Origin of the sequence: Flavobacterium sp. TR2 (genome assembly GCF_025252405.1) — a bacterium.
Classification (GTDB): Bacteria; Bacteroidota; Bacteroidia; order Flavobacteriales; family Flavobacteriaceae; genus Flavobacterium.
In genome coordinates this window covers 2060177-2085890 of sequence record NZ_CP104307.1, presented here as the reverse complement: position 1 = coordinate 2085890, position 25714 = coordinate 2060177, and the positions used below count along the sequence as shown (strand labels likewise).

The 25714-nt window shown below is 33.8% G+C and carries 24 protein-coding genes and 1 CRISPR repeat array; of the genes, 5 read left to right on the top strand and 19 right to left on the bottom strand.

Annotation, left to right across the window (positions count from 1 at the left end):
* The first annotated feature begins 542 nt into the window (after positions 1-542).
* Positions 543-935 carry a MobC family plasmid mobilization relaxosome protein gene (locus tag N4T20_RS09455; RefSeq protein ID WP_260672775.1) on the top strand — a complete coding sequence of 131 codons (393 nt, stop codon included), beginning with the start codon at positions 543-545 and terminating at the stop codon, positions 933-935.
* A complete protein-coding gene (locus N4T20_RS09450) occupies positions 923-2167 on the top strand; it encodes a relaxase/mobilization nuclease domain-containing protein (RefSeq protein WP_260672774.1) in 1245 nt (414 codons plus the stop codon). Before N4T20_RS09455 ends, N4T20_RS09450 begins: the two co-directional genes overlap by 13 nt.
* A gap of 310 nt (positions 2168-2477) precedes the next feature.
* On the opposite strand, the gene N4T20_RS09445 is transcribed toward N4T20_RS09450, so the two are convergent.
* From N4T20_RS09445 to N4T20_RS09415, 7 genes are all read right to left on the bottom strand, one after another.
* Complete coding sequence (locus tag N4T20_RS09445; protein WP_260672773.1) at positions 2478-3017, bottom strand: hypothetical protein; 540 nt, start codon at positions 3015-3017, stop codon at positions 2478-2480.
* Between the two features lie 12 nt (positions 3018-3029).
* Positions 3030-3923 carry an RHS repeat-associated core domain-containing protein gene (locus N4T20_RS09440; protein ID WP_260673105.1) on the bottom strand — a complete coding sequence of 298 codons (894 nt, stop codon included), beginning with the start codon at positions 3921-3923 and terminating at the stop codon, positions 3030-3032.
* 76 nt (positions 3924-3999) lie between these two features.
* Positions 4000-4677 (bottom strand): IS1 family transposase, encoded by a 678-nt coding sequence (locus N4T20_RS09435; RefSeq protein ID WP_260672772.1) that lies wholly within the window; start codon positions 4675-4677, stop codon positions 4000-4002.
* 259 nt (positions 4678-4936) lie between these two features.
* On the bottom strand, positions 4937-5539 hold the full coding sequence (locus N4T20_RS09430) for a hypothetical protein (protein WP_260672771.1): 603 nt from the start codon (positions 5537-5539) through the stop codon (positions 4937-4939).
* 8 nt (positions 5540-5547) lie between these two features.
* Positions 5548-6402 (bottom strand): RHS repeat-associated core domain-containing protein, encoded by an 855-nt coding sequence (locus tag N4T20_RS09425; RefSeq protein WP_409559630.1) that lies wholly within the window; start codon positions 6400-6402, stop codon positions 5548-5550.
* A 252-nt stretch (positions 6403-6654) separates the two neighbouring features.
* A complete protein-coding gene (locus tag N4T20_RS09420; RefSeq protein WP_260672770.1) occupies positions 6655-6816 on the bottom strand; it encodes a hypothetical protein in 162 nt (53 codons plus the stop codon).
* Entirely contained in the window at positions 6768-7388 is a 621-nt protein-coding gene (locus N4T20_RS09415; RefSeq protein ID WP_199174577.1) for a zeta toxin family protein, read from the bottom strand. The genes N4T20_RS09420 and N4T20_RS09415 overlap by 49 nt, the downstream gene beginning before the upstream one ends.
* Positions 7389-7600: 212 nt before the next feature.
* Here N4T20_RS09415 and cas1 point away from each other — a divergent pair, with 212 nt between their 5' ends.
* Together cas1 and cas2 are read left to right on the top strand one after the other, a co-directional pair.
* Positions 7601-8515 carry a type II CRISPR-associated endonuclease Cas1 gene (cas1, locus tag N4T20_RS09410; protein ID WP_260672769.1) on the top strand — a complete coding sequence of 305 codons (915 nt, stop codon included), beginning with the start codon at positions 7601-7603 and terminating at the stop codon, positions 8513-8515.
* Positions 8491-8820 (top strand): CRISPR-associated endonuclease Cas2, encoded by a 330-nt coding sequence (cas2, locus tag N4T20_RS09405; protein WP_260672768.1) that lies wholly within the window; start codon positions 8491-8493, stop codon positions 8818-8820. The genes cas1 and cas2 overlap by 25 nt, the downstream gene beginning before the upstream one ends.
* A gap of 134 nt (positions 8821-8954) precedes the next feature.
* Positions 8955-11229: a CRISPR direct-repeat array (repeat unit 36 nt; unit sequence AATATCGTGTTTTCTAATCTTTAATCAAACCACAAC).
* Between the two features lie 85 nt (positions 11230-11314).
* On the opposite strand, the gene cas9 is transcribed toward cas2, so the two are convergent.
* The 8 genes from cas9 to N4T20_RS09365 all read right to left on the bottom strand — a co-directional run bounded on the left by cas9 (position 11315) and on the right by N4T20_RS09365 (position 22086).
* Positions 11315-15679 carry a type II CRISPR RNA-guided endonuclease Cas9 gene (cas9, locus tag N4T20_RS09400; protein ID WP_260672767.1) on the bottom strand — a complete coding sequence of 1455 codons (4365 nt, stop codon included), beginning with the start codon at positions 15677-15679 and terminating at the stop codon, positions 11315-11317.
* A gap of 244 nt (positions 15680-15923) precedes the next feature.
* Positions 15924-16799: a site-specific integrase gene (locus N4T20_RS09395; protein WP_260672766.1), complete on the bottom strand. Its 876-nt coding sequence runs from the start codon at positions 16797-16799 to the stop codon at positions 15924-15926.
* 11 nt (positions 16800-16810) lie between these two features.
* A complete protein-coding gene (locus tag N4T20_RS09390; protein WP_260672765.1) occupies positions 16811-17728 on the bottom strand; it encodes a tyrosine-type recombinase/integrase in 918 nt (305 codons plus the stop codon).
* A gap of 181 nt (positions 17729-17909) precedes the next feature.
* Positions 17910-19580 (bottom strand): hypothetical protein, encoded by a 1671-nt coding sequence (locus tag N4T20_RS09385; RefSeq protein ID WP_260672764.1) that lies wholly within the window; start codon positions 19578-19580, stop codon positions 17910-17912.
* Between the two features lie 4 nt (positions 19581-19584).
* Positions 19585-20148 (bottom strand): hypothetical protein, encoded by a 564-nt coding sequence (locus tag N4T20_RS09380; protein ID WP_260672763.1) that lies wholly within the window; start codon positions 20146-20148, stop codon positions 19585-19587.
* 381 nt (positions 20149-20529) lie between these two features.
* Positions 20530-20922: a hypothetical protein gene (locus tag N4T20_RS09375; protein WP_260672762.1), complete on the bottom strand. Its 393-nt coding sequence runs from the start codon at positions 20920-20922 to the stop codon at positions 20530-20532.
* A complete protein-coding gene (locus tag N4T20_RS09370) occupies positions 20876-21214 on the bottom strand; it encodes a hypothetical protein (protein ID WP_260672761.1) in 339 nt (112 codons plus the stop codon). The genes N4T20_RS09375 and N4T20_RS09370 overlap by 47 nt, the downstream gene beginning before the upstream one ends.
* A 14-nt stretch (positions 21215-21228) precedes the next feature.
* Positions 21229-22086, bottom strand: a complete 858-nt coding sequence (locus N4T20_RS09365) for a hypothetical protein (RefSeq protein ID WP_260672760.1) — start codon at positions 22084-22086, stop codon at positions 21229-21231.
* Positions 22087-22259: 173 nt separating this feature from the next.
* Between N4T20_RS09365 and N4T20_RS09360 the strand changes: the two genes are divergently transcribed.
* Positions 22260-22682: a helix-turn-helix domain-containing protein gene (locus tag N4T20_RS09360; RefSeq protein WP_260672759.1), complete on the top strand. Its 423-nt coding sequence runs from the start codon at positions 22260-22262 to the stop codon at positions 22680-22682.
* A 90-nt stretch (positions 22683-22772) separates the two neighbouring features.
* Here the strand turns inward: N4T20_RS09360 and N4T20_RS09355 are convergent, their stop codons facing one another.
* From N4T20_RS09355 to N4T20_RS09340, 4 genes are all read right to left on the bottom strand, one after another.
* The gene (locus tag N4T20_RS09355) at positions 22773-23432 is read right to left on the bottom strand and encodes a hypothetical protein (RefSeq protein ID WP_260672758.1); all 660 of its coding nucleotides are present in this window, start codon (positions 23430-23432) and stop codon (positions 22773-22775) included.
* Between the two features lie 58 nt (positions 23433-23490).
* Positions 23491-24114: a hypothetical protein gene (locus tag N4T20_RS09350; protein ID WP_260672757.1), complete on the bottom strand. Its 624-nt coding sequence runs from the start codon at positions 24112-24114 to the stop codon at positions 23491-23493.
* A 71-nt stretch (positions 24115-24185) separates the two neighbouring features.
* Positions 24186-24785 (bottom strand): hypothetical protein, encoded by a 600-nt coding sequence (locus N4T20_RS09345; protein ID WP_260672756.1) that lies wholly within the window; start codon positions 24783-24785, stop codon positions 24186-24188.
* A gap of 194 nt (positions 24786-24979) precedes the next feature.
* Positions 24980-25657 carry a DUF6904 family protein gene (locus tag N4T20_RS09340; protein WP_260672755.1) on the bottom strand — a complete coding sequence of 226 codons (678 nt, stop codon included), beginning with the start codon at positions 25655-25657 and terminating at the stop codon, positions 24980-24982.
* Between the last annotated feature and the right edge of the window lie 57 nt (positions 25658-25714).

Genomic DNA, 25714 nt, shown 5'->3' with positions numbered 1-25714 from the left:
CAAAAATATAAAAGTTGTACGCAATAATTTTGCGTAGATAAAATGACGGTTTACAAAAGTTTATTTTTAGCTTAAAGCCGTTTACACTATAATTCAAAAATCTATATCTGCTAATATAGTAGATACAATCTTAAAATTTAAAAATTATTGTTAAAAGAAAAAAAGCAAAGCAAGGTATTGGACACAGTCAGAGAAGTGCGCATAACATTTTTCTTCGTTCCTCAAAAAATGCCCTTCGGGACTTATAGCACTTCAACTGTCTGACTGTCCAATTAAAGACTGCTTTCTTTTTTTCCTTTTTCTTTTTTAAGTATTTCATTGTAACATTCTACAGCCATCATGCACATATTTTACGCATGATCGATTCAAATATTTTATTTAAATTAGAAGCCTGCTTTTAAAAATCTCCAAAGATCACCTCGTTCCTGTGATCAGCAAGATGAACGGTTGTTTAACAACCGCCTATCTTGCCACCCATTGCCTCGGAACTCGGCGGTGGAGAAACTTAAAAGCAAAGAGTTTGATAATAATGAAAATGAAAGATGATGAAAAGAGAAAATTCAAACAGAACACGAATCGTGGGACTGCGATTCACTCCTTTGGAGTATGCCGAACTGGAAAAAAGATTCAAAGCAAGCACCTGCCGAAAATTAAGTGACCACATCAGAAGACACTTATTTGACAAACCCATTGTTGCCACTTACAGAAACCAGTCTTTAGACGATTTGATGGAAGAAACAGCTATACTTACTTCCGAATTGCGGGCAATCGGCAATAATATCAATCAGATTGCCAGAAAGATAAACACGCTCAACACAGTTTCCGATTTTAAAGGGCATCTTTATCTGTTCGAAATCCAGAGAAAAAGACTTTTTGATAAAATGGAAGAGGTCTCAGGCCACACCCAGAAAATAGCAGAAAAATGGTTGCAGTGATAAAAACAAGCTCGTCCATAAGAGGCATTCTGAATTACAATGAAAATAAAGTTGAGCTCGGAAAAGCTGAATGCATAAGTGCTGTGAATTATCCGCTGGAGCTGGAAAAACTGAATTTCACTTCAAAATTAAACCGCTTTCTAAAACTGGCAGAACTCAATACCAATACGAAGCGGAATTCGGTGCATATCTCGCTCAACTTTGATCCCTCGGAGAATCATTCGAAAGAAAAACTGGCTGAAATTGCAGACACCTATATGGAAAAACTGGGATTCGGCAGACAGCCATATCTTGTGTATCAGCATTATGATGCAGGGCATCCGCACTGCCATATCGTGACAAACAACATTCAGAGAGACGGAAAAAGAATCGATCTGCATTTATTAGGGATCAGAAAATCAGAACCTGCCCGAAAAGAAATTGAAGAAATTTTCGGGCTTGTAAAAGCCGAAGGAAGAAAACAGAAAGAAAACTTTTCATTAAATCCGATAGATGTTGACAGAGTCCAATACGGAAAAGCAGAGTCCAGAAAGGCGATCAATTCAGTTTTAAACAAGGTTTTATTTGACTATAAATATTCAAGCCTGCCTGAACTCAATGCCATTTTGAACCTCTATAATGTTCATGCTGACAGAGGGAGCGAAGAATCGAGAGTTTTTAAAAACAATGGACTGCTTTACAAGATACTTGACCAGAATTCGAAACCGATAGGCGTGCCGATAAAAGCCAGCGAATTCTACAGCAGACCAACTTTAAAATTTCTGGAGGAAAAATTCAGGGTAAATGAATCAAAGAAGCAATATTGCAAAAGCCGTGTAAAAAATGCTTTGAGACAGGCTTTTTTTGATAAAAGAATAACTTCGGTCGAGAGATTATCCGAAAAGCTCAAAGATGAATCCATTCATACTGTTTTAAGAAAAAGCAGTGAGGGAAAACTTTATGGAATTACTTTTATCGACTTTAAAACACAGTCAGTTTTCAATGGAAGCAGTCTGGGAAAAGAATTCACTGCACAGGGAATTCAGAAAAGCTGTGCATTGAACATTCTTGCACTTGAGAGAAAACATCAAAGCGGTCTTTCAACTGCTTCTGAAAATTTTCAAAATATTGAATTAAAAGAATATGTGAAAGAAAATCTGGCCGATATATTGCTAAGAGGAGAAAAAATAATAGATTATGTTTCGAAACAATTTAAACAAAAAAAGAAAAAGAGACTTTATAAGGGAATTTAGAATAGTTAAGAGTGTAAAAATGGCGTCAACTTTACCTCCAATTTTCATTAGTCTATCCATATTTTTTTCATGACCTAATTTGAAACAATATGGCAAAGCAAAAGCATTTAAATGCTTATTAGAAGATAAAAAATGAAATAGACGACCAGCTGGTCGTCTATTTTTCTATTTAATAATTACAAATTTATATTCTCTCTCAGTTAGTTAAATTACTAACATATAAAAACACCTAATCTGATACACTACCACTGCCATAAAAGCAAAAACCACTCCGTTATGGAATGGCTTCTTTGCTTTTGTGAAATGTGAATTATCTAACGTTTTTATTGCCAATTTCAATAATTATACTATCTCCAAATTGTTTCAATATTCCATAAGTATTGAAGACAATTTTTTCTCTAGTAAAACTTGCTTCTTTTATTGGAGGATTACTATAAAACGTACGATTATTTATCATAGAAGTAAAGCTATCAGCTTTGTCATCGGTCTGACAAATATAAATATCTTTTTCTTTTAGTGACTTTGCATGATTAACTAATCCTATTACTTTTAAATCAGGCACAATAACAAGATATTTATATAACTTTTCATCACCAGACACGTTCAGTTTATTTGATATAAGTGCATCGTTAAAACATAGAATAAACTCATTAATAATTTTTTCATTACCATCAATATTAGATTTGACAATCCTCGAATATAATTTTGCAGGTATTATTGTTCCAGTATTACTGACAATATTATAGTTTGATAGTTCAGGTAGTTTTCGATTGCATCTTAAAACAAACATATAAAGTATTAAAAGTATTGTAATAAGACTAATAATGATAATTGTAATTTTGTATTTCATGATAAATTATTTTTAAGGATATTGTTTGTATGCTGGATTCATGTATGTATTTGGCATTGTACCGCCCGCACCTCCAACGTATCTTCTATAAACATAACCTTTGTTGCCAGGGAAATTATCGTAATGGCTTTTATTAGAACCAAAATCAGTGACATGAACTTCATTGTGTCCAGCACCTATTGATTCTGTACTTGAAATCATAATCGCAACATGCCCTGTCGCATTAGAAAAATTACCTGTTATAGCAACAATATCACCTGCCTCTGGTGAACTAACTATTATCCAACCTGGGATTTGATATTTTGGGTCAGCCCATTGACCCGCAGTTACAGGTGAGCCCAGTCCAATTAATCTTTTTAAGAAATGTCCATTTCTAAGAGATGGTGCGACACCAGTCTTTTTTAATATATCATACACAAATTTATTACATTTATTTGTCTCTTCAGCAAAATCATCTTTACTACCTTCGTATGAATAACTAGTCGACTTATCTTTACTTTTGGCATTTTTAACAATTTCTTGCTTTTTTTTATCATCTCCAGGTCCATCATCACCAGAATCAGAACCATCAACTTCTTCATTGGCATCAACAACATCATTTCCATGTGTAAAAGTTCCATTTCCACTATTTGTCCATTTGGTATCTTTATTTTCATCTGACTTACTCCACAGTTCATTAATAACATCTTGTGAGAGCATACCATCTGGGTCAATAAATCTAGTTGGATTGTTATAAGCATAATTGTATGGTGACCATCGTCTTGACATTTCTGCCATTGGATCAATGTTCATCCATCTACCAAGTGCAGGGTCATAATTTCTTCCACCATAGTCATAAGTGTTAAGCTGTAGCTCATCCTGAAGCTCTTTTCCATTGTACTTATACTTATAAGGGTTTGCAACTATTTTTACAAGGTTTTGCCTGTTAAATACAAAAATTTTAAGAACATGATTTTGCAGGATAAACTTACTATTTTACTGCTCAAATCCAAAAATAAATCTTTAAAATAGCATTAAAAACAGCTAAACTTCTGCTAAAACATATTGTACGTCTGTTGAGTCTTTTCAGATGGGTTCTGAGCGTCAAATTTTTTCTTTCAATATGGTTTGTTCCAAAACGCTTTACAGAATGCATTTTCTCATTAATTAGATACTTGTAGTTTTTTAATCTGTCAGTAAATATCTTTTTTGCTTCTGATAATTTAAGAGTTTCCAAAACACGATTCAGAGTTTTATTGGTTCGTTTGCCTACATTAAAACTCACCACATTTTTAGAATTCTTTTCCAAAGCATAAACCAGCCAGATATAATTTTTCTTGTGTCTGATATAAGTACACAGCTCGTCGACTTCATACGTTTTGCCTTTGCTGATAATCGGCTTGGTAATATTTCGGGCGATAAAAACGATTCTTTTCAATAATGTTGTGGCTGATATTTTCAGTATTCTTGCCGTGCTTCTTATTCCTAAACCTTCTTTGGTTAATTGGATAATATTCTGGTTCATCTCTTCCCTATAAGCTTGATAATTATATTTTTCAACTCTAGTTTTCCCACATATTCTGCAAATATATCTTTGACTGCCAGACTTTGTCTTTCCATACTTTATCATCTTTCGAATATCACCAACACATCTGTAACACCTAGTCTGGTTTGACTCCATTTTTTTCGATTTAAGGCATTATAAAATAAAAAAACAGCCCAAAGGCTGTCTTATTTTTTATGCTATATTAATATAAATATCTGATTTTCTGTAAATGTTAGAGGCATTAATTAACCACCAACACATCTGATACATTACCTAAAATAAAAAAAAACAGCCCGAAGGCTGTTTTAATTTTTATGCGATATTACTATAAATATCTGATTTCCTGCAAATGTTAGAGGCATTAATTAACCACCAACACATCTGATACACCTACCTACGACTCAGCTAAAACTTCTCTTTTGTAAATTTTCCATATACCATTCTCTTTTAGTAGAAATACAATCTCTGTGGTTCCGTAATGTCCAACTGATTTGGATAATAACAATACAGCTTTATTTTTATATATTTTAAAGTTCTCTATATCGATTCTTCCAGCATATTTCATGGTTTTGTCTTGTTCATTCTCATTAAAGAAAAAGTAATATTTACCTATACTTTTCGGAAAATTAGAATCTAAAGTGACTATTGAATAAGATTTTTTATTTATAACATCTTTAAAAACTATTCCTAAATCTTTATTCTCTTTAAAATAAGCAGTTGTCGATTCTTCCAATCCTTTAAGATATTTTGTTTTTTGAAATAATTTTACTGATAATCTAGGATATGAAATAGAATCGCTTGAAGTAGTTATGAATGCTCCCCTACTGTATGCAATTGTATCTACTATTTTTAAAAAATTATCTTCAATAAACTTCTGCCCATAATTAACCTTAACATTTTGCTGTTCAACAATAACTTCTTTTTTACATGAAATCACTAATAACAAGCAACAAAAATTCGCTAAGTAAATGCATTTTTTTCTCATATTTTTTATCATATTTTTTTTTAGAAAAGTGGTGGTAATTTATATGAATCTTTAAAACTCCATTTGTATTTTTTAACTAGTCCTTTATTTTCAGTGAAATAATTATAAGCATCATTATCGATTAACCCAGGATTGATTACATGTCCTCCAAATGTATCTCTTTCCCATCCCCAACCCATTTCATCAGTATCAAATTTTCTTAAATTATTTACTCTTCTTCCAACATGAATAAATTCATGTAATATGGTAACTGCAATAAAAAAAGAATACACTTGTAATTCATCATTTTTTTTAATGGTTTCGAACATTTCAGCGTTCTCAATATTAAGGTAAAAAAATTTGCTGCTTTCGGTATAGCCAGGAGGATTATATTGGTTCTTACTTTCTAATTCGCTAATTTCCATCAATATACTACTATTTGAATATTTTAATTTTTCCAAAACCTCCATAGTTGAATAACCTGACCACTTAGATAATTTCTTTAGTATTTCTGGATTTGCTTTTACATATCCTCTTAATTGTCTAAGGACTGCCATCGTACGAGGATATTTTTTTTCATAACCAAAAGCATCTTTAGGGTTAATATTTGCTGGTGAAGTTGTACTCTCAGATGTACTCTCAGTTGAATCAGTTTTTTTACTACCATCCGTATTTAAACCATAACTTCCCATTGCTTCTGAAAAAGAAATACTTTGCCCTGAACCGTTTTCATAACCACCTGTATTCCAATTATAATGTGCACCAGCCATTCCACTCGGGTCAGCCCAATAAATTGGATTTCCATTAAATCCACTATAAGGAGATTGGCTATAATGAACAATTGGGTCGTGAACAACCCATCTAGCAATTGCTGGGTCATATTGTCTAGCATCCATATCATACATGTTAAGCCCCAGCTCGTCTTGAAGCTCTTTCCCGTTGTACTTATACTTATAAGGGTCGGTAAAATTTTTCTATACAATGAATGACCACTTGCAAAAAATCTCTATATAAAAGAAAGTCCTTCAAACATTTCCCAGCTTATGCGAAAGTAGATTTAGTTTAATTATTTTCCTAATAATTTTTTAGTCTGCAAATAAAAAAAGCTCCCATTTCTGAGAGCTTTGCGCTGTTATTGAAATAATATTTTACAAAGAGCTGGCTTTAATTCTTACGATTTTACCGTCCTGCATTACAACGAGATCGCTGTTATTTTTCTTTTTAAACTCAATTAATTTTTCAGAAACTTTATCCATTGCCTCTATAATCTTCTTCTGAGTCGGTGTCGTTGTTGTTTTGTGTTCTCCCATGATTGGTCATTTTTGAGTTTATCGAACTTGATTTCGTTTATAATTTCAATGTCATTGCCTAAAGTTTTTTGAGCTAATAATTCAGCTTTTACAGCTGTATTGTCAAAAATCAATGCCTCATTAACTATAGGCAAATATATATCAAATAAATTGGCTATTCCGTTTTTATATCTGCGTTTAATAACATCGGTTTCAATATTATGTCCACCTTCCTGAACCCTCGTCTTGACCCTCTCGATTGCCAGATCAACACTGTCGAGCCAAAAAAATAAAAGAACCACTTTATAGCCTTTTTCCTGAGCCGAAATCACTTTCTGCTTATAGCTTTTTGTGGCCAAAGTCGTTTCGAAAGCAAAGACTTCATTGTTGGCTAATAATTCATTGATTCGGTGAAGCATTATCCTTCCCGATTCAAAGGCAGCTTTTTCAGGCTGGAAAGGAGAAAGTCCTTTGGCAATTTCGTCCGCATTTACAAACTCCTTACAGTTTAATATTTCGGGAAGTATTGTAAATGAGGCTGTAGTCTTGCCAGCACCATTACAGCCTGCAATTATGTAAAGATTTTTATTCATCACTACAAAGATAATAAATTACAGTTTTAGTGTACATTATTTACACTTTTAGTTTATTAAATGTTGGCAAACAAGTAAGGTATAATATTAATAAACTTTCATCTTGCTTTATTCCTAAATTATGGAAAACCGTAAAAGCAACATTACTTTAAAGCCGAAATTTACCATCCTTATGTGCAGTCTACAGCTATTAGTAATTTTAAATTAATCTTATGCTAAAACGAACTATTTTAATTGAAAACAAAATTTCAATAACGACAAAAAATAATCAGCTAGTACTAAAATCAGAAATGAAAGATAGTAGTGTCCCAATTGAAGATATCGGTTTTCTTGTTCTCGATCATAATGAAATCTACCTAAGCATCCCTGCTATGAATTTACTCGTTGAAAACAACATCTCAATTATTATCTGTGGAAAGAATCATCTACCCAACGGAATGCTGTTAAACCTTAATAGTCATCATATCCAGCAGGAAATATTCAAAAATCAAATCGAAGCCTCTATACCATTAAAAAAACAACTATGGCAACAAACAATAATTGAAAAAATTAAAAACCAAGGGCAATTGCTTGAAAAAATAACAGACTCTAAAAATAGTTTTGCATTTCTAGCCAGCAAAGTGTTAAGCGGAGATTCATCTAATATGGAAGGAGTAGCTGCACAGCAATATTGGAAATATTTTCCACAACCTAATTTAGAATTTGATGGAATTAAAAGAGAACGTTATGGAAACTATCCTAATAATTTCCTGAATTATGGATATGCAATTTTAAGAGCTGCAACTGCAAGAGCTCTTTCCGGAAGTGGCTTACTTAATACATTGGGAATTCATCATAAAAGTAAATACAATGCTTTTGCACTTGCTGATGACATTATGGAACCATTTCGTCCCATTGTGGATGAAAAAGTCTTTGAAATTATGCAAAATTTTAAGGAGCAAGAACTAAACACTGCTATTAAGGCGGAATTATTACAAATACTAACTAGGACAGTTTATTTTAAAGATGAGAAAAGCCCTTTAATGATAGGTTTGCAAAAAACTGCAAGTTCACTCCAACAATGCTTCACAGGAAATCGAAAAAAAATTAAATATCCAGCCTTATGGAGCTTAACGGATATAGAATAATGTGGCTTTTTGTTTTTTTTGATCTGCCCACGGAAACAAAAAAAGATAGACGAAATGCATCTGGATTTAGAAACAATCTATTAAAAGATGGCTTTTCGATGATGCAATATTCTGTATATGTAAGACATTGCGCAAGCGGTGAGAGTGCAGACGTTCATGAAAAAAGAATCCATAAACTTCTTCCTCCTTCAGGAAAGGTGAGCATATTGCGAATAACCGACAAACAGTTCGGAAATATTTTAAACTTCTGGGGAAAAGAAACCTTGCCCTCAGCACCGCAGCCCACCCAATTAGAATTATTTTAAAGCGTATTAGTCCAAAAACTAAACATAGAAATAAAAAAATGCCTCAATCATGGGGTATCAATCCATAAAAGAAGCATTTTTTTAAACGATATTTCAGCTTAAAAACCTATATATCAACAGAAAAGACATCAACTAATATCGTGTTTTCTAATCTTTAATCAAACCACAACACTGCTTACACGCGCCTTATCCAGTACATAAATATCGTGTTTTCTAATCTTTAATCAAACCACAACCTTGCCTGTCAAATGATTGTATAACGCAACAATATCGTGTTTTCTAATCTTTAATCAAACCACAACCTAATATGGAGATACTTATAACCGATATAGAATATCGTGTTTTCTAATCTTTAATCAAACCACAACATACTCTGCTAAAATATTGATTGAGAACTTAATATCGTGTTTTCTAATCTTTAATCAAACCACAACTTACCTTCCATGATCTAAAAATCTGAGTCAAATATCGTGTTTTCTAATCTTTAATCAAACCACAACCGGTCTCGCTAGTATGTTTGACGCAGGACTAATATCGTGTTTTCTAATCTTTAATCAAACCACAACATTTTTCCGCCTTTATGTTTTTGGCTTAGTAATATCGTGTTTTCTAATCTTTAATCAAACCACAACCCTGTATCGGGTACGATATTACGTTTTCCAAATATCGTGTTTTCTAATCTTTAATCAAACCACAACCATTTTCTTCTGCTGTATTAACGATCTGATAATATCGTGTTTTCTAATCTTTAATCAAACCACAACCCAATTTCGTTCATTTGTCCATATAATTCCAATATCGTGTTTTCTAATCTTTAATCAAACCACAACCTGCACCGTGCTGAGCGGATTTGATGCCCAAATATCGTGTTTTCTAATCTTTAATCAAACCACAACCCAAATTGATGGTTTATGGCTCCCCATTGGAATATCGTGTTTTCTAATCTTTAATCAAACCACAACTGATGTTATCTATAATAAGATACCATCGAAATATCGTGTTTTCTAATCTTTAATCAAACCACAACCTGACGGTCCTACTGACCCGACTATGTCTTAATATCGTGTTTTCTAATCTTTAATCAAACCACAACTGTGCTTTGCACTAAAAATCGTTAATTATGAATATCGTGTTTTCTAATCTTTAATCAAACCACAACGGCAATCGTGGTTATTTGTCGTTTAGTGAAAATATCGTGTTTTCTAATCTTTAATCAAACCACAACCTGACGGTCCTACTGACCCGACTATGTCTAATATCGTGTTTTCTAATCTTTAATCAAACCACAACGTCAGGTTCTGTAATAAGAGTTCTGTCTGCAATATCGTGTTTTCTAATCTTTAATCAAACCACAACTGTATCCTGCTCAATATTAGGAACTCTAGCAATATCGTGTTTTCTAATCTTTAATCAAACCACAACTAATCGCCAGCAACTGTATATGTGTGTGTAATATCGTGTTTTCTAATCTTTAATCAAACCACAACATACTGTACCTTGTGGTAGGTGTCCGCATTAATATCGTGTTTTCTAATCTTTAATCAAACCACAACTTTCCTATTTCTGCTCAGTTTCTTATATGGAATATCGTGTTTTCTAATCTTTAATCAAACCACAACCATTTTTCTTGATATACCGCGCTGTCCTGAATATCGTGTTTTCTAATCTTTAATCAAACCACAACGATAATTGCTCCGTCAATTCCTTTAAGACGAATATCGTGTTTTCTAATCTTTAATCAAACCACAACTTTAATAGCCATTTTAGAATGCTTTTATTTAATATCGTGTTTTCTAATCTTTAATCAAACCACAACCATTAAAGTCCTGTGTATCTTTGCAGAATGAATATCGTGTTTTCTAATCTTTAATCAAACCACAACTCTGCTTTTTTAGATGCTGTATCTGCTTCTAATATCGTGTTTTCTAATCTTTAATCAAACCACAACCTCCAATTTTTTTCATCGTTTCCATATCCTAATATCGTGTTTTCTAATCTTTAATCAAACCACAACTTATCAAGATTGTCTAAATCAAAAATTTCAAATATCGTGTTTTCTAATCTTTAATCAAACCACAACCGTAAGAAGATTTTAAGCTCGGGTCAGCCCAATATCGTGTTTTCTAATCTTTAATCAAACCACAACTTTGCCGTCTAAACCTTTGCCTAAGAGTAAAATATCGTGTTTTCTAATCTTTAATCAAACCACAACTTCGCGCTAGATGAGATAGAGACCAGACAAATATCGTGTTTTCTAATCTTTAATCAAACCACAACTTTCTGCGCTGTTCGTCAGTAGTAGCCAGTAATATCGTGTTTTCTAATCTTTAATCAAACCACAACTTTCTGCGCTGTTCGTCAGTAGTAGCCAGTAGTATCGTGTTTTCTAATCTTTAATCAAACCACAACGGAAATCGTTGAAACAAAAAACGAAAGTCGATTTCCGTTGTGGTTTGGATGTTTGATATTAAATATATGAATGCAATTAAACAAGTTAGATTTTTTCCAATTTGCCTGATGGCAAAACTTTAAAATCAATTCCTTCAATAAATGCAGAAAACTGGCTATGATTCATCTTTCTTGTCGGCTTATTTTCACCTAACTTAAAAACTCCGTCTGGCTTAAAATTATCTTTTTTAATTTCATCAGATTTTCTAGCCTCATTAAAAAAGCGAAAAGTTAGTACACCGTATTCAAACTCATTATTCCCTGATTTAATTCTTTGAATGGTCAATCCTTCAATAATATATTTCCTCCCTGCAAAATCAATTATTTCTGTTATATCTTTCGGCTTTTCATTTTCCTTGTCATAGAAAACAACCTGCTGTCCTCTTCTTAAAACTACATCCCTACTATTACTTTTTGCAATTGGAATCTGTATTTTCTTCCCTTTAGCATCTTTCTCTTTAAACAGAGGATAATAACCTTGCCCTTGTTTTATTAGTTTTGCCAAGTTAAAATTATTAATTAACTCAAATTCTCTTTTACCATCTAGGTCATAAATTGCCATTGCATAATTCTCGTCATTTTGCCCATACACTTTTTGTTTATGTTCGTGACGTGATTTGGATAATTGATTATGTTCCTTGATCTCCAACGGGTTTTTAACTGAATTAGCATACAATCTCACTTTATTAATTGCAATCTGCTTTTCTTCATTCATCCAAACTTTTTTACCTTCAGCTAATTTATTTTTTTGCTGTGGATTGGACGAAATCACCAAAACCTTATTTTCAATGGCTTCTTTTACCTTTTCTTTTACAACCTCATCAACAATATTTTCCACATCAGAAGCTTTGATATTTTCTAGATCTTTTCGAATGACGTAACGGATTTCTTCATTATTCAAAGGATTTTTAATTGCCCCATAGATACTGTCTTGATGTAAAGACCCCCGAATAGTATCACCTTGCTGCAACCTTGGAATTTTCTTTCCGTCTTTATCTATCTTGTAAATTATCTTTTGATTTGCATCTTTTTTTAAAATAGTTTTACCATTAGTGTCTGTTTCCGTTTCTGCAACATATTGTTTTTTACCTCTAATTCTGACAATCTTTTTTGACTGTTTTTTTATATTATCTGGCATATAATGTGAAACCAAAATCTCTTCTTCTATTTTCTTTAAATCTTCCTTAAAAGTTTTCCAAGGCTTAGAATCAGCTAATAACTTTCGTGCGGCGTTAACTTGCTCTTTATCTTCCAAAACCCAAGCTTTAGCTAATACATCATACTTCTCTTTGGTCATACAGGCAATTGTAATAGCATCAATTGCATGATGGGTATGTTTACTTCTGTCTTTTTCAAAAAAGTATTTTTTATCATTTTCTTGATAGCTTTCTTGGATACCCCAAATTTTTCTGAATTCCGCAACCATTCCGCCTTTTACACTTTCCACTCTATTAAAATACGATTTTAGATAAGCTTGAGCGTATTTAGTTATAATTCCTGTGTCTGGAATCTGACTGTTCTTAAAGCCTACTTTAGGTTCTTCCCAAATAAATCGCTCATATTTTCCCTTTATATAATCTCTCTTTAGTGTTAAATAGTGTCTTCGTCTTATTTTTCTATCCTTTACGTCCTTTGTTGCTGCAGCTTTTATAGAGCGTGTAATTATTTCAATCTCTCTGCTTAAATTGTCGGCTTCTTCTCTCCAATGAGCTATCCTCGGAATGATTTCAAGATGGTTATATAATTCAATAGGCATTTTATTTCCTTTAATATCTCTGTTGAATCTTTGACTGCAAAGTGTTTTGTTCATTTGAGAATTATCTTGAGAAATACTTCTTGGAATAGTATGTTCGATATCATACTTTGGATTGCTTCCGATTATATCACAAATACTTATATTTTTACCCTGTTCATATATTTCCGCTCTATTTTGCTCAAGCCACAGCTGATAACGCAGTAAATCATCTTCGGTCGGCTCAATCTCTTTTCCGCATTCTTCTAAATAAAGCTTCCTTATTTCTGAAGCTGCTTCTTTTCGGTTCTTCTCTAATTCATTTTGATAGTCCTGAATACCTTTTCTTTTATTAGCATCGTTGAGTTCACGAGCCATTTCTATATGAATTTTTGTTTTTTCATCAATATCCCCTTCAAAAATTAAAGTATTCAACACTTTTCGTAATTGATGTAAGGCTCGCATCGCCATCGGATTTTTTATAGAAGCAGTCAAAGGACTGCCTAGCACTAATTTTTCATTTCCAAATTCATCTTTGATGATTTTCTTTTTGAAAATCTCAATATCTGATGGATGATAAAGTTTTTTCAAACGCCTTTCATTACTGCACAATACTTGCCCATCTTCATTTTCACCATTTAAGAATTCTAAAACCTTTTCGTCCAAGCGTTTAATTTTTACAAATTCATGGGTTTTTAGCTGCTCAATAAATATTGGAAATAATTTATCCAACACAGCTTGTTTATCTTCAACGAAATTATAATTGAAAAATGGGAGCAGTTTTTTATTCAAATCATTTTTATAAGTATCTTCTGCTTCCTTCGAATAATAGCAATTATCCGTTTTGCAGTCTTTTATCAAAGAGTTCACTACTTCTAATAGACTATTTTCATACGTATGATTTTGTATAATTAAGGCTATCTTATCTTGAATATATTTTCTTTGTATTTCATCACTCCAAATTTCCTCATCAATAATATTTTCAACATTTGCCATAAATACTGCATGGGAATATAACAGACCTTCTTTGACATATGGCAGAATCTTATTAATGGCATTTAAACTCAAACTTGCATAGTCTTTTTTCAGACGAATTCTGCTAAAAGCCTTTGCATTTTTATCACTTAAACCAAGTTTATTCTTTGCATATCCATATAAATAAATATCTGAAGTTGATACTGATAGTAGGTGCCATAAATCTTTATAATCAACAGTTCTAGAAACTTCTTTTTGCTTTGAATTTAATGTTTTATAAGTAAATGTTTTTGTTTCCCAATCTTCTCCAATTGTGTTTTTTAAAGATGCAGAAAGGGGACAGCCTGTAACTGTATCTGTTGATTTATAATTAAACCAGTAATGAAATTCATCCTTTCTAGATGATTTATAAAATCCAAAAGTAGCTCCTTTGGGAATCAACTCTTTTGCTAAATCTTCAAAATTGAAATTATCTTTCTTTCTTAAAAATTTAGGTATCAGACTTAACTTTTCATCTTGAGATAGAAATCTTAGCGTCTTTTCTGATTGAGTTCCAAATTTAATTGTATTCAAATAAGTCCACATTCTGTACTGTTCAAAATCGGGATGGGAAATAGAACAACGAGATTTGCTTTTTTCAAAAGAACATTTTCCAATCAATCCCTTTTGTGATTTTAAAGGACGCTGAAAGAAAATAGCTTTGTATAAATCTTTAGCCAATGCAAAATATCTTTTTTCTGGCAACGCCTCATTTTCATTGACACCTTGAATTCCTTGAATCTTACAAACTATTTCAAACTCTTTTAAATAATGTTCTTCTCTTGCAGTATATTTATTTCTTATTTTATCTCTATTATATAAACTAAATAAATATTGTCCTAATGTTGAAAAATTACCATTTTTAATTGCCTGGGAAATTTCTCCAATTTCCCTTTTTACCGCTCCTAAATCTTCTTTTCTGTTTAATCTGGCAATTATCTCTTCTTTTGCTTTAACAATATCATTCCCATTTTTTATAGCAATAGCTTTCAGCGCGTTATACAATGTTTTGAGTTTAGACTCTCCATCGTCTAGATCTTTTTTAAATCCGCCTTTGATATTTTCATCAATAATTCCGGTATTAAAAAAATAGTCTTTTAATTCAATAATTACTTCATCCGTAGAACCTAAATCTTCAATTATTGTTTGAATAATTGGACAATGTTCTTCTAATATTCCCTCAGCTGATTGATCTAGTCTATTGCTGAGGAATCCACGTCTCTGCGCAATATGATATAATGCTCTTCCAAATTCGAAGGCAGTAACCTTTCCTCTGCTGGCTTTATCTCTTAAAGCATAAGGATTGATATTTTTATCTTCATCTGTTCGAAGCCATTTTAAGAATTCAGGGTTAAGCGGATATTTTTTAAATCCTGATTTTTTCCATTCTTCCACTTCATCAATAGATAACGGACACATTCCATTTATTGAAAGAACTTTTAATGTTTGATACTTTCGCAGTTTTCTTCGGTATTTTATTTTCCTAGCGCTTCTATAATTGGTACGTTCACTGGCACGTGAACTTTCAATTCCTTTTTCAGATTTTACCCCTTCAGAAAAAATTCTGACTCCTTTATCAACTAGAGAAAAATCATCCCCATCTTTGTCCACAATTGCCCATCCAATACTATTTGTTCCTAAATCTAAACCTAATATTTTTGCCATGATAAAATCGTTTTTTAAACAACTTCGAAAGATAAATAAAAAACAATTTACCGCTTTACGGTTTTCCTTTTTATATATAATTTCTTTTTATATATATTTGTAACTGATTAAAAATTCTAATCTTTAATCTTATCACAATAAGGCTATATGCCGTAGATGAAAATCTTTAGTCCTGCTTCGGTGGGACTTTTTTTATTTTTAATCATGTAATTAAAAATAAAAAAAGCTCCTATTATTAGGAGCTTTAAATATTAGGAAAATATCGATTAATCATTTCCCGTTGCTGGGTACTGTTTACTTTAATATACTTCTCAGTCGTTCCCGGCCACTTATGTCCTGCAAGTTCCTGAACTCTTTCTAATGGAATGTTTTTCTCATTAAGCCAGTTGCAGATCACGCTCATTCTGATAGTCTGGGGATTTAATTTCCTGTCAGGAAATAATGCTCTTAAAGGCTCTATCATGGCATGAATGCTATTTACAACAATAGGCTGTCCAAGCTTTGTCAATATGAATTTATCACTGCTCCCGCGAAGCAGAGCAGGTCGGGTTTCATTTATGTAATTATGAAACAGTATCATCTGTTTTGGCACAAGCTCCAGCGTTCTTTTATTGAGATTGGCAGAGCTTTTAATGTAAACTGTGCCGTTATCAAGATCAATATCTTTTAAAGCCAGTATGGCAATCTCATCGCTGGCAAGTCCCTGATAGATTAAAAGGGAAATCAGAACACTGTTTCTCATGTCAAGATGTTTGTAGCGGTTCTCCCGTTCCATTAAAAGCTGTAGTTCCGCACTGTTGAATAGATCCTGCACCTGAATAGTCTGGTTACCTTTTATCTTGATATTAAGCTTTCTGCAGGGATGGTCATTTCTATAGCCGTACAGCACCAGATAGTCATAATATTTTTTTATTGCTGAGAGTATTCTGATTCGGTACTGCACGTTGGACTGCTTCTGGCTGACTTTATCCATGTGTTTGACTATATCATTGTACTGGTATCTCTTAGCCTTTGGATTGGTCTTTAAAAAGTGATTGATTGTATAGAGGTAGCTCTCCGCTGTTTTTTCTGTTACTATTCCTCTGAGGTAATTTTTCAAATCAGGTTTCTTGTTTTCCATTGGTTACGTTTTTAGAAGTTTACTACTGGTTTTCTTTTCTTGTTCTGAATCGCATAGATGTAGGTGGTATTGATCTGCGTATGTCCCAGAAAACTCCGTATAAAGTCAATTCCCGCATTATTCTCTGCCAGATGATAGGCAATGCTGTGGCGCAGGCAGTGAAGCGTTATTTCTTTCTGGACAAGCTCGAATTTTCCCGTCTGCTCAATCATCTTGTTTAAAATCTCATTAAGGTTTTCGCCTGTCGATCTTCTGCCTCTGCTGTTGATGAAAAAGGCTTCCTCATTCTGGTTTCTCCCAGTCAGCCTTTCAGGCCTTTCATCCCTGACATACTTTGTCAGATAGTTCAGAACAGTATCGCTCATTGGAACTTCACGCCTTTTGTTTCCTTTTCCCTTCCTTACAACCAGCATTCCTTTATTAAGGTTCACATCTTTTAAATCAAGATTAGCTATTTCAGATCTTCTCAGTCCGCATCCGTAGGCAATGGAAAGCAGGGCTTTTTCCATTTCATTTTCCGCATGATGGTACACCAGTTTTATTTCTTCAATCGTTAGAATGTTTCTCGGTTTCTGCGTTCCGCCTGTGATCGATGGGATATAATAGGTATTCTGGATTTCTTTATTTTCAAGCAGATAAACCTGAAAAAGCCCCTGCACAAAAAGATGCAGTTTTATTGTTTTTTCAGCCAGAATGCCGTTTCCTCTTTTCTTTGGTCTTGAACTCAGATAATCCAAATACTTCACCGATTCTTTTGAGGTTACATTCTCGATTCTGCTGATTCCTGCCTGTTCCAGCCAGATCAGAAATTCCGTTATGATGTTTTTATAAAGATTTGATCTTCCCTGCTTGTAGTTCCTGACTTTTACAAATTCTCCGAATGCTACTGCAAGTCTTAGAAATTCTCTGCTCTGTATCGTTTTTTTCATTTGATCTTATATTTTTTAATGTAGATTTTGCTGTTCATTTTCTGCTTTAAAAAAGTGTGCGCTTGCACACTCCGCGGAACGCGGAACACCAGTATCGTATTGCCAGTATTTTCAAGGCTTCCAGTGTTCCGCTGGCGTTCCGTGGTGTTCCACTTTTGAGTTTTTAGTTTCCTTGATTTCTCTAAAATTCTTCAAGCTGTCTGTGCAGTTCTTTTCTGATCCTGCTTTTGAGTTTTTCCATATCATCCCAGTAGGAGATCATGAATTTAAAGCCCCTGTTAAAAGAGCCTTCAACAGGCTGGATATATTCAAGTTCCTGTAGTAACTGCATATATCTGAAAGCGGATGTTTTGCTGATATTGAGTCCCTGTCTTATCTCTCTTGCCGTGAACTTTTTTGACGTTCCTTCTTTCTGCTTTTTTATAAAATCTTTCAGGTTCTCAAAGAACTGTCGGGTGCTTTTATCAAGCTCGTCCACTTTGATTATAATCGAACTGAAGAAAACATCAACGGCTGATTTAATATCTGCTTTATCGGTTATAAGCCTGCCCTTAGAATCGGTTTTTCTCTGGTGCTGGTGGAGAATTGTAATCTGGCAGACAAAGTTTTGGAACTGCGAGTTCAGTCTTCTGAGCATTCTGGCTTCCAGCGGAAGACTGAGCTTATCGGCAAAGGGATTTACAACCTCATAGGATTTAAGCACCCGCATTACATTTCTTAGAAGCTGTTTTGCCTGCTCTTCCTTTTCGCTGTCTGCCTGTCCTGCTGTTTTCAGGTTCTGTTTTTTAATGATTCTCAGCGTCTGCTGTTGGCTTTCATCAACTCCCAAAATCACCGAACGGCTCATATTGTCATAATATACCTCGGCTTTAGTGGTTGTGGTAAGGCTGGCAAAATGCGCCTGAACCTGTTTGATCTTTCCCCTGTTGTTTCCGAATATGTCTTTTACCACAGTGGAGCTTGTCAGGAATTTGGCAGACTGCATTTCCCTGAAGGCATACTGCGCCTCTTCATCAAGCCCGTCAAAATCCTGAATGATAATCAGCTTGTTGATCAGCTCCTTATCCCTGTAGTGATAGAGCGATTTGCTTGTAATTCGTGTCATATTCATCACATCCTCCTGAGGCATGCATCCTGCAATCCCGTTTATCAGATGGCTTTTTCCCTCACCGCTTGATCCCTGAACAAGCCCGTGCATCAGATAGGGCATTTTGTAGCTCGATGCCAGAATGAAAAGCACAATTCTGTTTTCTTCTTCGCCCACAATGCCGTTCTGCTCCAAAAGCCTGTCTATATTTTCAAGCAGTCTGGGTTTTCCGAGAAATGCGACCGCATTTTCTTGCGCCTGAGGCGTAAGCTCCTTTTCGGCAAAACGTTCCGCAATCGGGTTTATTTCAGCCTCAAAAAGCGATTCCCTGTGCTGTTCCAGAAGATCGGTAAGCGTTACCAGATCTTTTTCAAGGCTCTCATAATCAAATCCCTGCTTTTCGGATAAGTCCGTGCACTGGGTCTGAACGCCTGCAAAATCGAACAGGTCGATTTTAAGCCTGTGTTTTTTGTTTGTATTGTATTCCACAATCTGAAGCGAAATCCTGAGATTCCCCAAGTCCATCGGCAGGTTTCCCAGAACAAAGAAAATCCCCGAGAGGCCTTTGTAGCTGATTTTGTAGCCGTTTACAATCTGCAGTCCTTCGCCTGCTTTTTCTGTTTTTGCGCTTTTTAAAAGATTCGATATCCCTTCCGCTCCATAATTGACCCACATGTCATTCAGACTGTGCCCCTCGGGAAGTTCCGCTATCGAAAGCGGAACGTCTGGTCTTGCCTCCTGCATTTGTAATCTGATCTTCTCCATTTTCTCACCGCTTAAAGATTACTATTGATTCCAGTCCATTCAATGATTTGATAATTTCAATATGCTCATCGAGCAGTTCCCCGTCATGAAGCGCTATGACCGCTTCTCTCTGATCCAGTATTCTGCTCTGCATCAGGCTGGCGCAGTCAATAACAGTAGGCGCCAGATAAAGCTTTTTAGTCAATGGATGAGGATATGCAGGATAGATTCCCTTCTGGTTTAGATATTCCTCCTTAGGGCTTTCCAGATCAAAACGGAGTGCAAAATAATTTACAATCGCATTCTCTCTGTCCAGCAGGGGGAATATAAGCCCATAGCGCCCGAAGACGGTATAGGCAGTCAGAGAATCATCCCGCACTCCTGCATCACTCTTGGTTATTACTCCAAGCTCCTCAAACCTTTCTTTGGATTTAAGGGTCTTGCGGTGGTGGAACTGTCCCGAATTAAAGCCTATTCTCAGGTCTGAATATTCCAGTCCGATGCTTTTCAGGTACGCTTTAGGCTTTACGGCCTTTGAGCTTCTGATGCCTGTTTCAAATGAACGGAACAGTGATTCTAAACTTTCCATATGCTTTAATTTTTTAAATTGATTTCTGTGTTAATATAAACACAGCGATGCCCTGCCTGAAATCATTTTTCAGGCGGAAGTGCGGTATGTGCGTTAATTTTAAAGGCCGTCTGTGACAGGGACAGCCGTTTATGAGAATAGAAATCTATATATAGATTTCTACCGCAAAGATAAACCAGAATTCGATACGCATCCTGCCCAAAATTTGGGCAGGATCATGTAAAGATAATCGGTATTGCTTTCTTTTTCAATGGTAAAATATACCTGTGAAAGCCGTAGAACGTAGTTTTTTATTCGGTAAAGATAACATGCATTTATGTCAATGTCATGGACATAATATATCCATGAAGACGGTTATGGCATTATTGGGAAACGCCATGTTTATTTATCGACACTCTTCTCATTGAGCATTCTGTATATTTCATCCAGAACCTCAATTTCTGCACTTGGAATCAGCTGAAGGGCAAGCTCCAGAACAGAGCCTAGGTATATTTCCCTATTATCAAGTTCATCCGAATAAATGATATTCAGGCACATTCTAATGAGATTCACTCCCAGACACGTCATATCCGAGTAGCCGTAAAATCTTATCTCGCGTATTGATTCTCCGTCTTTATCTTTGGCAGGTTTAAGCAGTTTAAAATGATAAGATGCAAAATCTTTAAATTCTTCCAGTGTTTTTATTTTATCAGTTTCCATAATTCTAAATATTAAAACTTTATGCTGGCTATTCTGTTTCTTCTTTATTCTCTGAAAACAGATCCGTAATCTCATTTAAAAATTCAAGTTCATCAACTGGAAATAATTGCAGTGCAATTCCCAGTATAAGCCCAACATCAATGTTTTGGTTTTGAATCGTAGACGGAACTTCTACGCTGTCCTGATCTAAAGCGATAATGCAGAGCTTCATTAGGTTTCTAACAACTGAACCAAGTTCGCAATAGCCATAAACCCTGATCTCCGCATTATACATCCCTCTTTTGTCCTCTGCTTTTTTCAGGGCATTAAGCAGTTTTCCGCTTAACCTCCTTATGTCTTCCAGTTTTTTGATTTTATTGGTTTCCATAACTTTATTTTTTTTTATGCAGATAAAACTTCCTGCTGATGGATTCCCTCAAGCCTCTCAAGTTCCTTCTGGATCATGGCTTCCGCTCCTTTCATAAAATCACGGCATCTGCCTTCCATTATTCCATAGTAATCGTAACCATAACTATTGCTTCTGCTGAAACGAAGCGTGTTTGGATTCTTTTTCAAAATCTTGAACATGTTTTTTTCATCACTGCTGTTTCGGGGAAAGTATTCAGAAGTCAAGCTCGTGAAATATTCGCACAGCTCAAATAAGTAGCCCAGTGAGAAGTGATTCGGGGTATATCCCAGAAATACCCTTATAAGGGAAAGGCAGGTCTGTTCCACTATCTGGTGAAGTGAACACATTCTTACCTCATATGAAAAATACTGGTCGTTATTATAGATAAGATCCCAGATTGATTCACTAACATTTCTTCTGTCTCCTGCGTATGCTGAAGTGCTTTTCACATATCTCTTTTCTGGATTATTAGCCCAGATTATAGGCGATCTGTATGCATCTATATGAATCCTCTGCGCATTCTTAAAAATATTCCAGAAGAAATACTGCTGGTCTCCATATAATTTGACGATATTTCTCAGGCTGTGCATGAGAATAGTTACCGTTATCTGTCCTCTTGATCTGCTTTTTATTTTATCGGTAAGGTCATTGCCGATATTATCCTCAAACTCTTCTGCTATGACCAGCAGATAAAGATGGACATGCTTTACTTTCTGAACAGATTTCTGGAAAGGCTCATTAAAAGTATAACTGCTTTTCTTCTCTGCAAAACAGTAGATGCCTATTGGATCGATGTTCTGTGAAATAACTCGATAAATCAAGTCGGATGCGGTGTTTTGAATTGCTTTCATAATTTTACTCATTTTAGTTAATACTTGTCTGAAAAATTGTATTTTTGCTAAACACACTGGCAAGTAAGCGATTACCTGTATGGTACGCTATCAAAATGTCCCGTACCATACATGAGAAAATATGTATCATACATAAATCTGGCTTTTTTATTCTTAATTATTACCTTTGAGCTATGAGCACACTAACAAAACCAAACCACATGGGGCGCAAGATCAGCCGTATCCGTGAACTGAAAGACATGAAGCAGGAAGCACTCGCACAGGCTATGGGCACAAACCAGCAGGCTGTTTCTATTTTGGAAAATAGCGAAAACATTGATGATGAAAAATTAAAAGAAGTGGCAAAAGCCCTAGGAGTAAGCGTGGAAGCAATTAAAAATTTTTCTGATGAAGGCGTGATTAATTATTTTAACAATATATACGATAACGACATTACTGGTGGTATTGTTAATGCACCGTATTCTAATCACTGTTCGTTTAATCCATTAGATAAACTAATAGAAGCTCATGAACAGCAGATCAAACTATATGAACGTTTGGTTCAAGCCGAAAAAGACAAAGTCGAATATTTGGAAAAACTTTTAAAAGCCAAATAAGCTTTTATAAAAGATATATTAATTCGCACAAAAAGAGACTTTAAAGTCTCTTTTTTGTTTAACAAAATTACAATTAAATATTCCGTCGCATTATTTAATTCTTTCTGCGATAAATTCTTCTGCAATTATATATGGCTGTCTAAGATTAAAATCATTAGGACTAACATCTTCATTGCCAAAAATTAGAATTTTAGCATTTGGTTTATCTGCATACCCTTTTTTTTCACCAACGAGTTCACTTTTTATTTGAAAGCCTAAATTATTCTTTTCACAAACTTTCAGTATGGAATTCCCTAGAGACTTAGGCATCATGATTGTTCTCTTTGCATAATTTTGGTAGAATTCCTCATTATTCCAAAAGTATTCATTTACAGTAATCCAATTTCCTGTTTCTCTCTCCAGAGCATTACTGATATCTCCAATAAATTCATTTACATTAGCTGGCCTGCCTGTGATTTCACATTCAATTTCGCTTTCATGAAAGATTAACAATAGAGGATGATGCTGCAAAATTTTCATTTTAACATAAGGCAAGGTTAAGCTCCAAAAAAAGCCGTCAAATTTTTCAGTATTTCTGCATGATAATTTCCACTCTTCATATTCAACAGGTATATCATAACTGTTCTGATTAATTGAAAGTATCATTTCCAAAGAACTAGTTGAAGTTTCAAATCTATAAGATTCAAGCTTCAAATCGCAATCATTATAAAACTTTTTATCGTTAGTTTTTTTAAGTAGTTCTTCTATCATGTCATTTTATTTTTAGTAAGTATATGAGCTTTCTGTTATTATAAAGATTAAAGATTTCTTAGTAAACCTTATAAATTTCTTTATCTATTAGTTTTCTTAGTTCTAAAATTGTAATTCCATTTTTTACAGTTTTTCCATCTTCAAGATTAAAAAAATCAACGTAGCCAATTTTAGTAATTGAATTAAACTCTCCCAATATATTATCAAGATATAACCATGCAATTGTCTGATATTTCTGTTCATCAAAATGCATGTTTCTTATAAAAATCTGCAAGTCGAATTTTTCTTTTTCAGGATTTAATTCAGCAAATATTTCTATGTCTGAACTAGGAAACTCTAATCCATCATATTTAAAATGAATTTTGTCTCTAGGCTGTCTAAATTTTTCAATAATCCAATTATCTATTTCAGGTCTTGAATCAAATAATTTTTGAGTATCTTTTATACCCTCAAATTTTCCATCAGGAGTTAAAATTAACACATATTTCTCGTCAGAATGCTTCGTTACTTCAGCAAAAAGCAAACTTGAAAATTTCCTGATTTCATCAGTCAGTTTGTTATATACTGTGTAATCCGTTAAATCGGAATCTATGAAACTCTCCAGCTCTTTCCTGTTATTTAAAAAATAATTCCAGAATTTCTTTTCAGGGGATAATTTAATATTCTTTAAAAAATTTAACATTCTTGTTTTATAAATTTTACACGCTCATTTTTCAAATACTTGAACTTAAACCAGATAAATTAACAATACGTTTACAGGTCGCTAAATGCCTTAACTACCGATTCTCGGTAATCACGATCTTTCTCTAGAAGTTCAATTGTTTTTTCTTTAGTATTTACATTGAAGTATAATTCACAATAATCTTCCTCTTTATCATTTTCACCATCTCTAAAAAACAGTTTAAATTTATAACAGCCTAAATTTTCAGCTTTGAATACTGTTTTGTTTAATGAAAATGCCGTTGGAGATAACGTTATAATAGTGAACTTTTTATCAGTTGGGAATTTATAAAGTCTAGAAATAGATTTTAAAAATTCATCACTTTCTTTACCTATAGACGAAATTTTTATTGCATTATAAATGAAACCATTTTTCGCGTCAAGATTTCCATGACTATCTATTCCACTCGGCAAATCCGACTTAATCTCAAATTTTAATCCCGCGACCTTTGAACCAGACAATCCTTTAGCTACATACACAAAGGAATCTTCTCTTTTTTCTTCAGAAACTATTTTAAGAAAAACATCTTTAAAACCTTCTTCTTGTTCATCTGCTCTGGTAATTTGTTCGAGATTGATTGATTCTGATTTTAATGATTTATTACACCCAAAAAATAAAGAAAATAAACTCAAGATAATTATTTTTTAAAATTGTTTCATAATGTATTTTTATTTTCAGTCTCGCTTTCAGAGACTAAGTCTAAGATTTAAGCTAGTCCTGTTTTAGAATTCCCAGCCAATTTTCTTTTCCCATTACCAGACCTGTTAATTTATCTAACACCATGGATCCTCCGTAGATCATTTATATCAGCAATAAAAAATCATTTTTACCATTTCAAATTTTTATAGTCGAAATCATCATCATTTATTTCAAGTTCAGATATTTCACAGTTTAGCTTCTTAGCGTCTGTTTCTAAAAACGTTAGATAACTTTTATATTCCTCTGTATAAAACACACCTCTTTTTAATAAATCAGGTAGTTTTCTGAAAGCTCGCTTTCCACCTCCTAAAAGAAAGAAATCAAGGTTAATGCTTCTCATAAATTGATATATATAATCATTACCTCCATAAAGCCCATCTTCTATAAAACCAATTAAATTCTTAGCTCCAATTTCATCATAATCCTTCATTGCTTTTTCGAGCCAAAATTCAATTAAAAGAATTTGTGAAATGTCAAGTTTATTAGTTTCACTATATCTCATATTAAATTTCAATGAAGCCAGTGAAAATAAAAAATGAACCCAAGATATTTGAGCACCATAATGAATTTGTTGAGTAAATGAAAAATGACTGTTGTCTCGTTTTAATCTATCTCCGTCCTTTGCCTTACGAATTTCATAAGAAAACCCACTAATTAAATCATCTCTATTCTTAAATCCTTTTTTGTTTAATTTGTTTTCATCATTCCAAAACTTGCTGATAATTTCATAAAAATTATTTAAATCTTCAGATGTCCCCCAAATTTCAACTCCTAAACCTCCTCTTGTCGGAATTATATATATCATTATTCTGTTCTCTTTAAAATTGTTGTTATAGACTTGGACTTTTGCGTTGGTAAACTT

Coding starts and splice junctions, on each gene's coding strand:
- N4T20_RS09450 (WP_260672774.1), top strand. CDS start 923: ATGGTTGCAGTGATAAAAACAAGCTCGTCCATAAGAGGCATTCTGAAT.
- N4T20_RS09360 (WP_260672759.1), top strand. CDS start 22,260: ATGAGCACACTAACAAAACCAAACCACATGGGGCGCAAGATCAGCCGT.
- N4T20_RS09355 (WP_260672758.1), bottom strand. CDS start 23,432: ATGATAGAAGAACTACTTAAAAAAACTAACGATAAAAAGTTTTATAAT.
- N4T20_RS09370 (WP_260672761.1), bottom strand. CDS start 21,214: ATGGAAACCAATAAAATCAAAAAACTGGAAGACATAAGGAGGTTAAGC.
- N4T20_RS09340 (WP_260672755.1), bottom strand. CDS start 25,657: ATGATATATATAATTCCGACAAGAGGAGGTTTAGGAGTTGAAATTTGG.
- N4T20_RS09350 (WP_260672757.1), bottom strand. CDS start 24,114: ATGTTAAATTTTTTAAAGAATATTAAATTATCCCCTGAAAAGAAATTC.
- N4T20_RS09365 (WP_260672760.1), bottom strand. CDS start 22,086: ATGAAAGCAATTCAAAACACCGCATCCGACTTGATTTATCGAGTTATT.
- N4T20_RS09430 (WP_260672771.1), bottom strand. CDS start 5,539: ATGATAAAAAATATGAGAAAAAAATGCATTTACTTAGCGAATTTTTGT.
- N4T20_RS09435 (WP_260672772.1), bottom strand. CDS start 4,677: ATGGAGTCAAACCAGACTAGGTGTTACAGATGTGTTGGTGATATTCGA.
- N4T20_RS09415 (WP_199174577.1), bottom strand. CDS start 7,388: ATGAATAAAAATCTTTACATAATTGCAGGCTGTAATGGTGCTGGCAAG.
- N4T20_RS09425 (WP_409559630.1), bottom strand. CDS start 6,402: ATGGATGCTAGACAATATGACCCAGCAATTGCTAGATGGGTTGTTCAC.
- N4T20_RS09375 (WP_260672762.1), bottom strand. CDS start 20,922: ATGAGATTACGGATCTGTTTTCAGAGAATAAAGAAGAAACAGAATAGC.
- cas1 (WP_260672769.1), top strand. CDS start 7,601: ATGCTAAAACGAACTATTTTAATTGAAAACAAAATTTCAATAACGACA.
- N4T20_RS09455 (WP_260672775.1), top strand. CDS start 543: ATGATGAAAAGAGAAAATTCAAACAGAACACGAATCGTGGGACTGCGA.
- N4T20_RS09395 (WP_260672766.1), bottom strand. CDS start 16,799: ATGGAAAACAAGAAACCTGATTTGAAAAATTACCTCAGAGGAATAGTA.
- cas9 (WP_260672767.1), bottom strand. CDS start 15,679: ATGGCAAAAATATTAGGTTTAGATTTAGGAACAAATAGTATTGGATGG.
- N4T20_RS09385 (WP_260672764.1), bottom strand. CDS start 19,580: ATGGAGAAGATCAGATTACAAATGCAGGAGGCAAGACCAGACGTTCCG.
- N4T20_RS09445 (WP_260672773.1), bottom strand. CDS start 3,017: ATGAAATACAAAATTACAATTATCATTATTAGTCTTATTACAATACTT.
- N4T20_RS09380 (WP_260672763.1), bottom strand. CDS start 20,148: ATGGAAAGTTTAGAATCACTGTTCCGTTCATTTGAAACAGGCATCAGA.
- N4T20_RS09420 (WP_260672770.1), bottom strand. CDS start 6,816: ATGGGAGAACACAAAACAACAACGACACCGACTCAGAAGAAGATTATA.
- N4T20_RS09390 (WP_260672765.1), bottom strand. CDS start 17,728: ATGAAAAAAACGATACAGAGCAGAGAATTTCTAAGACTTGCAGTAGCA.
- cas2 (WP_260672768.1), top strand. CDS start 8,491: ATGGAGCTTAACGGATATAGAATAATGTGGCTTTTTGTTTTTTTTGAT.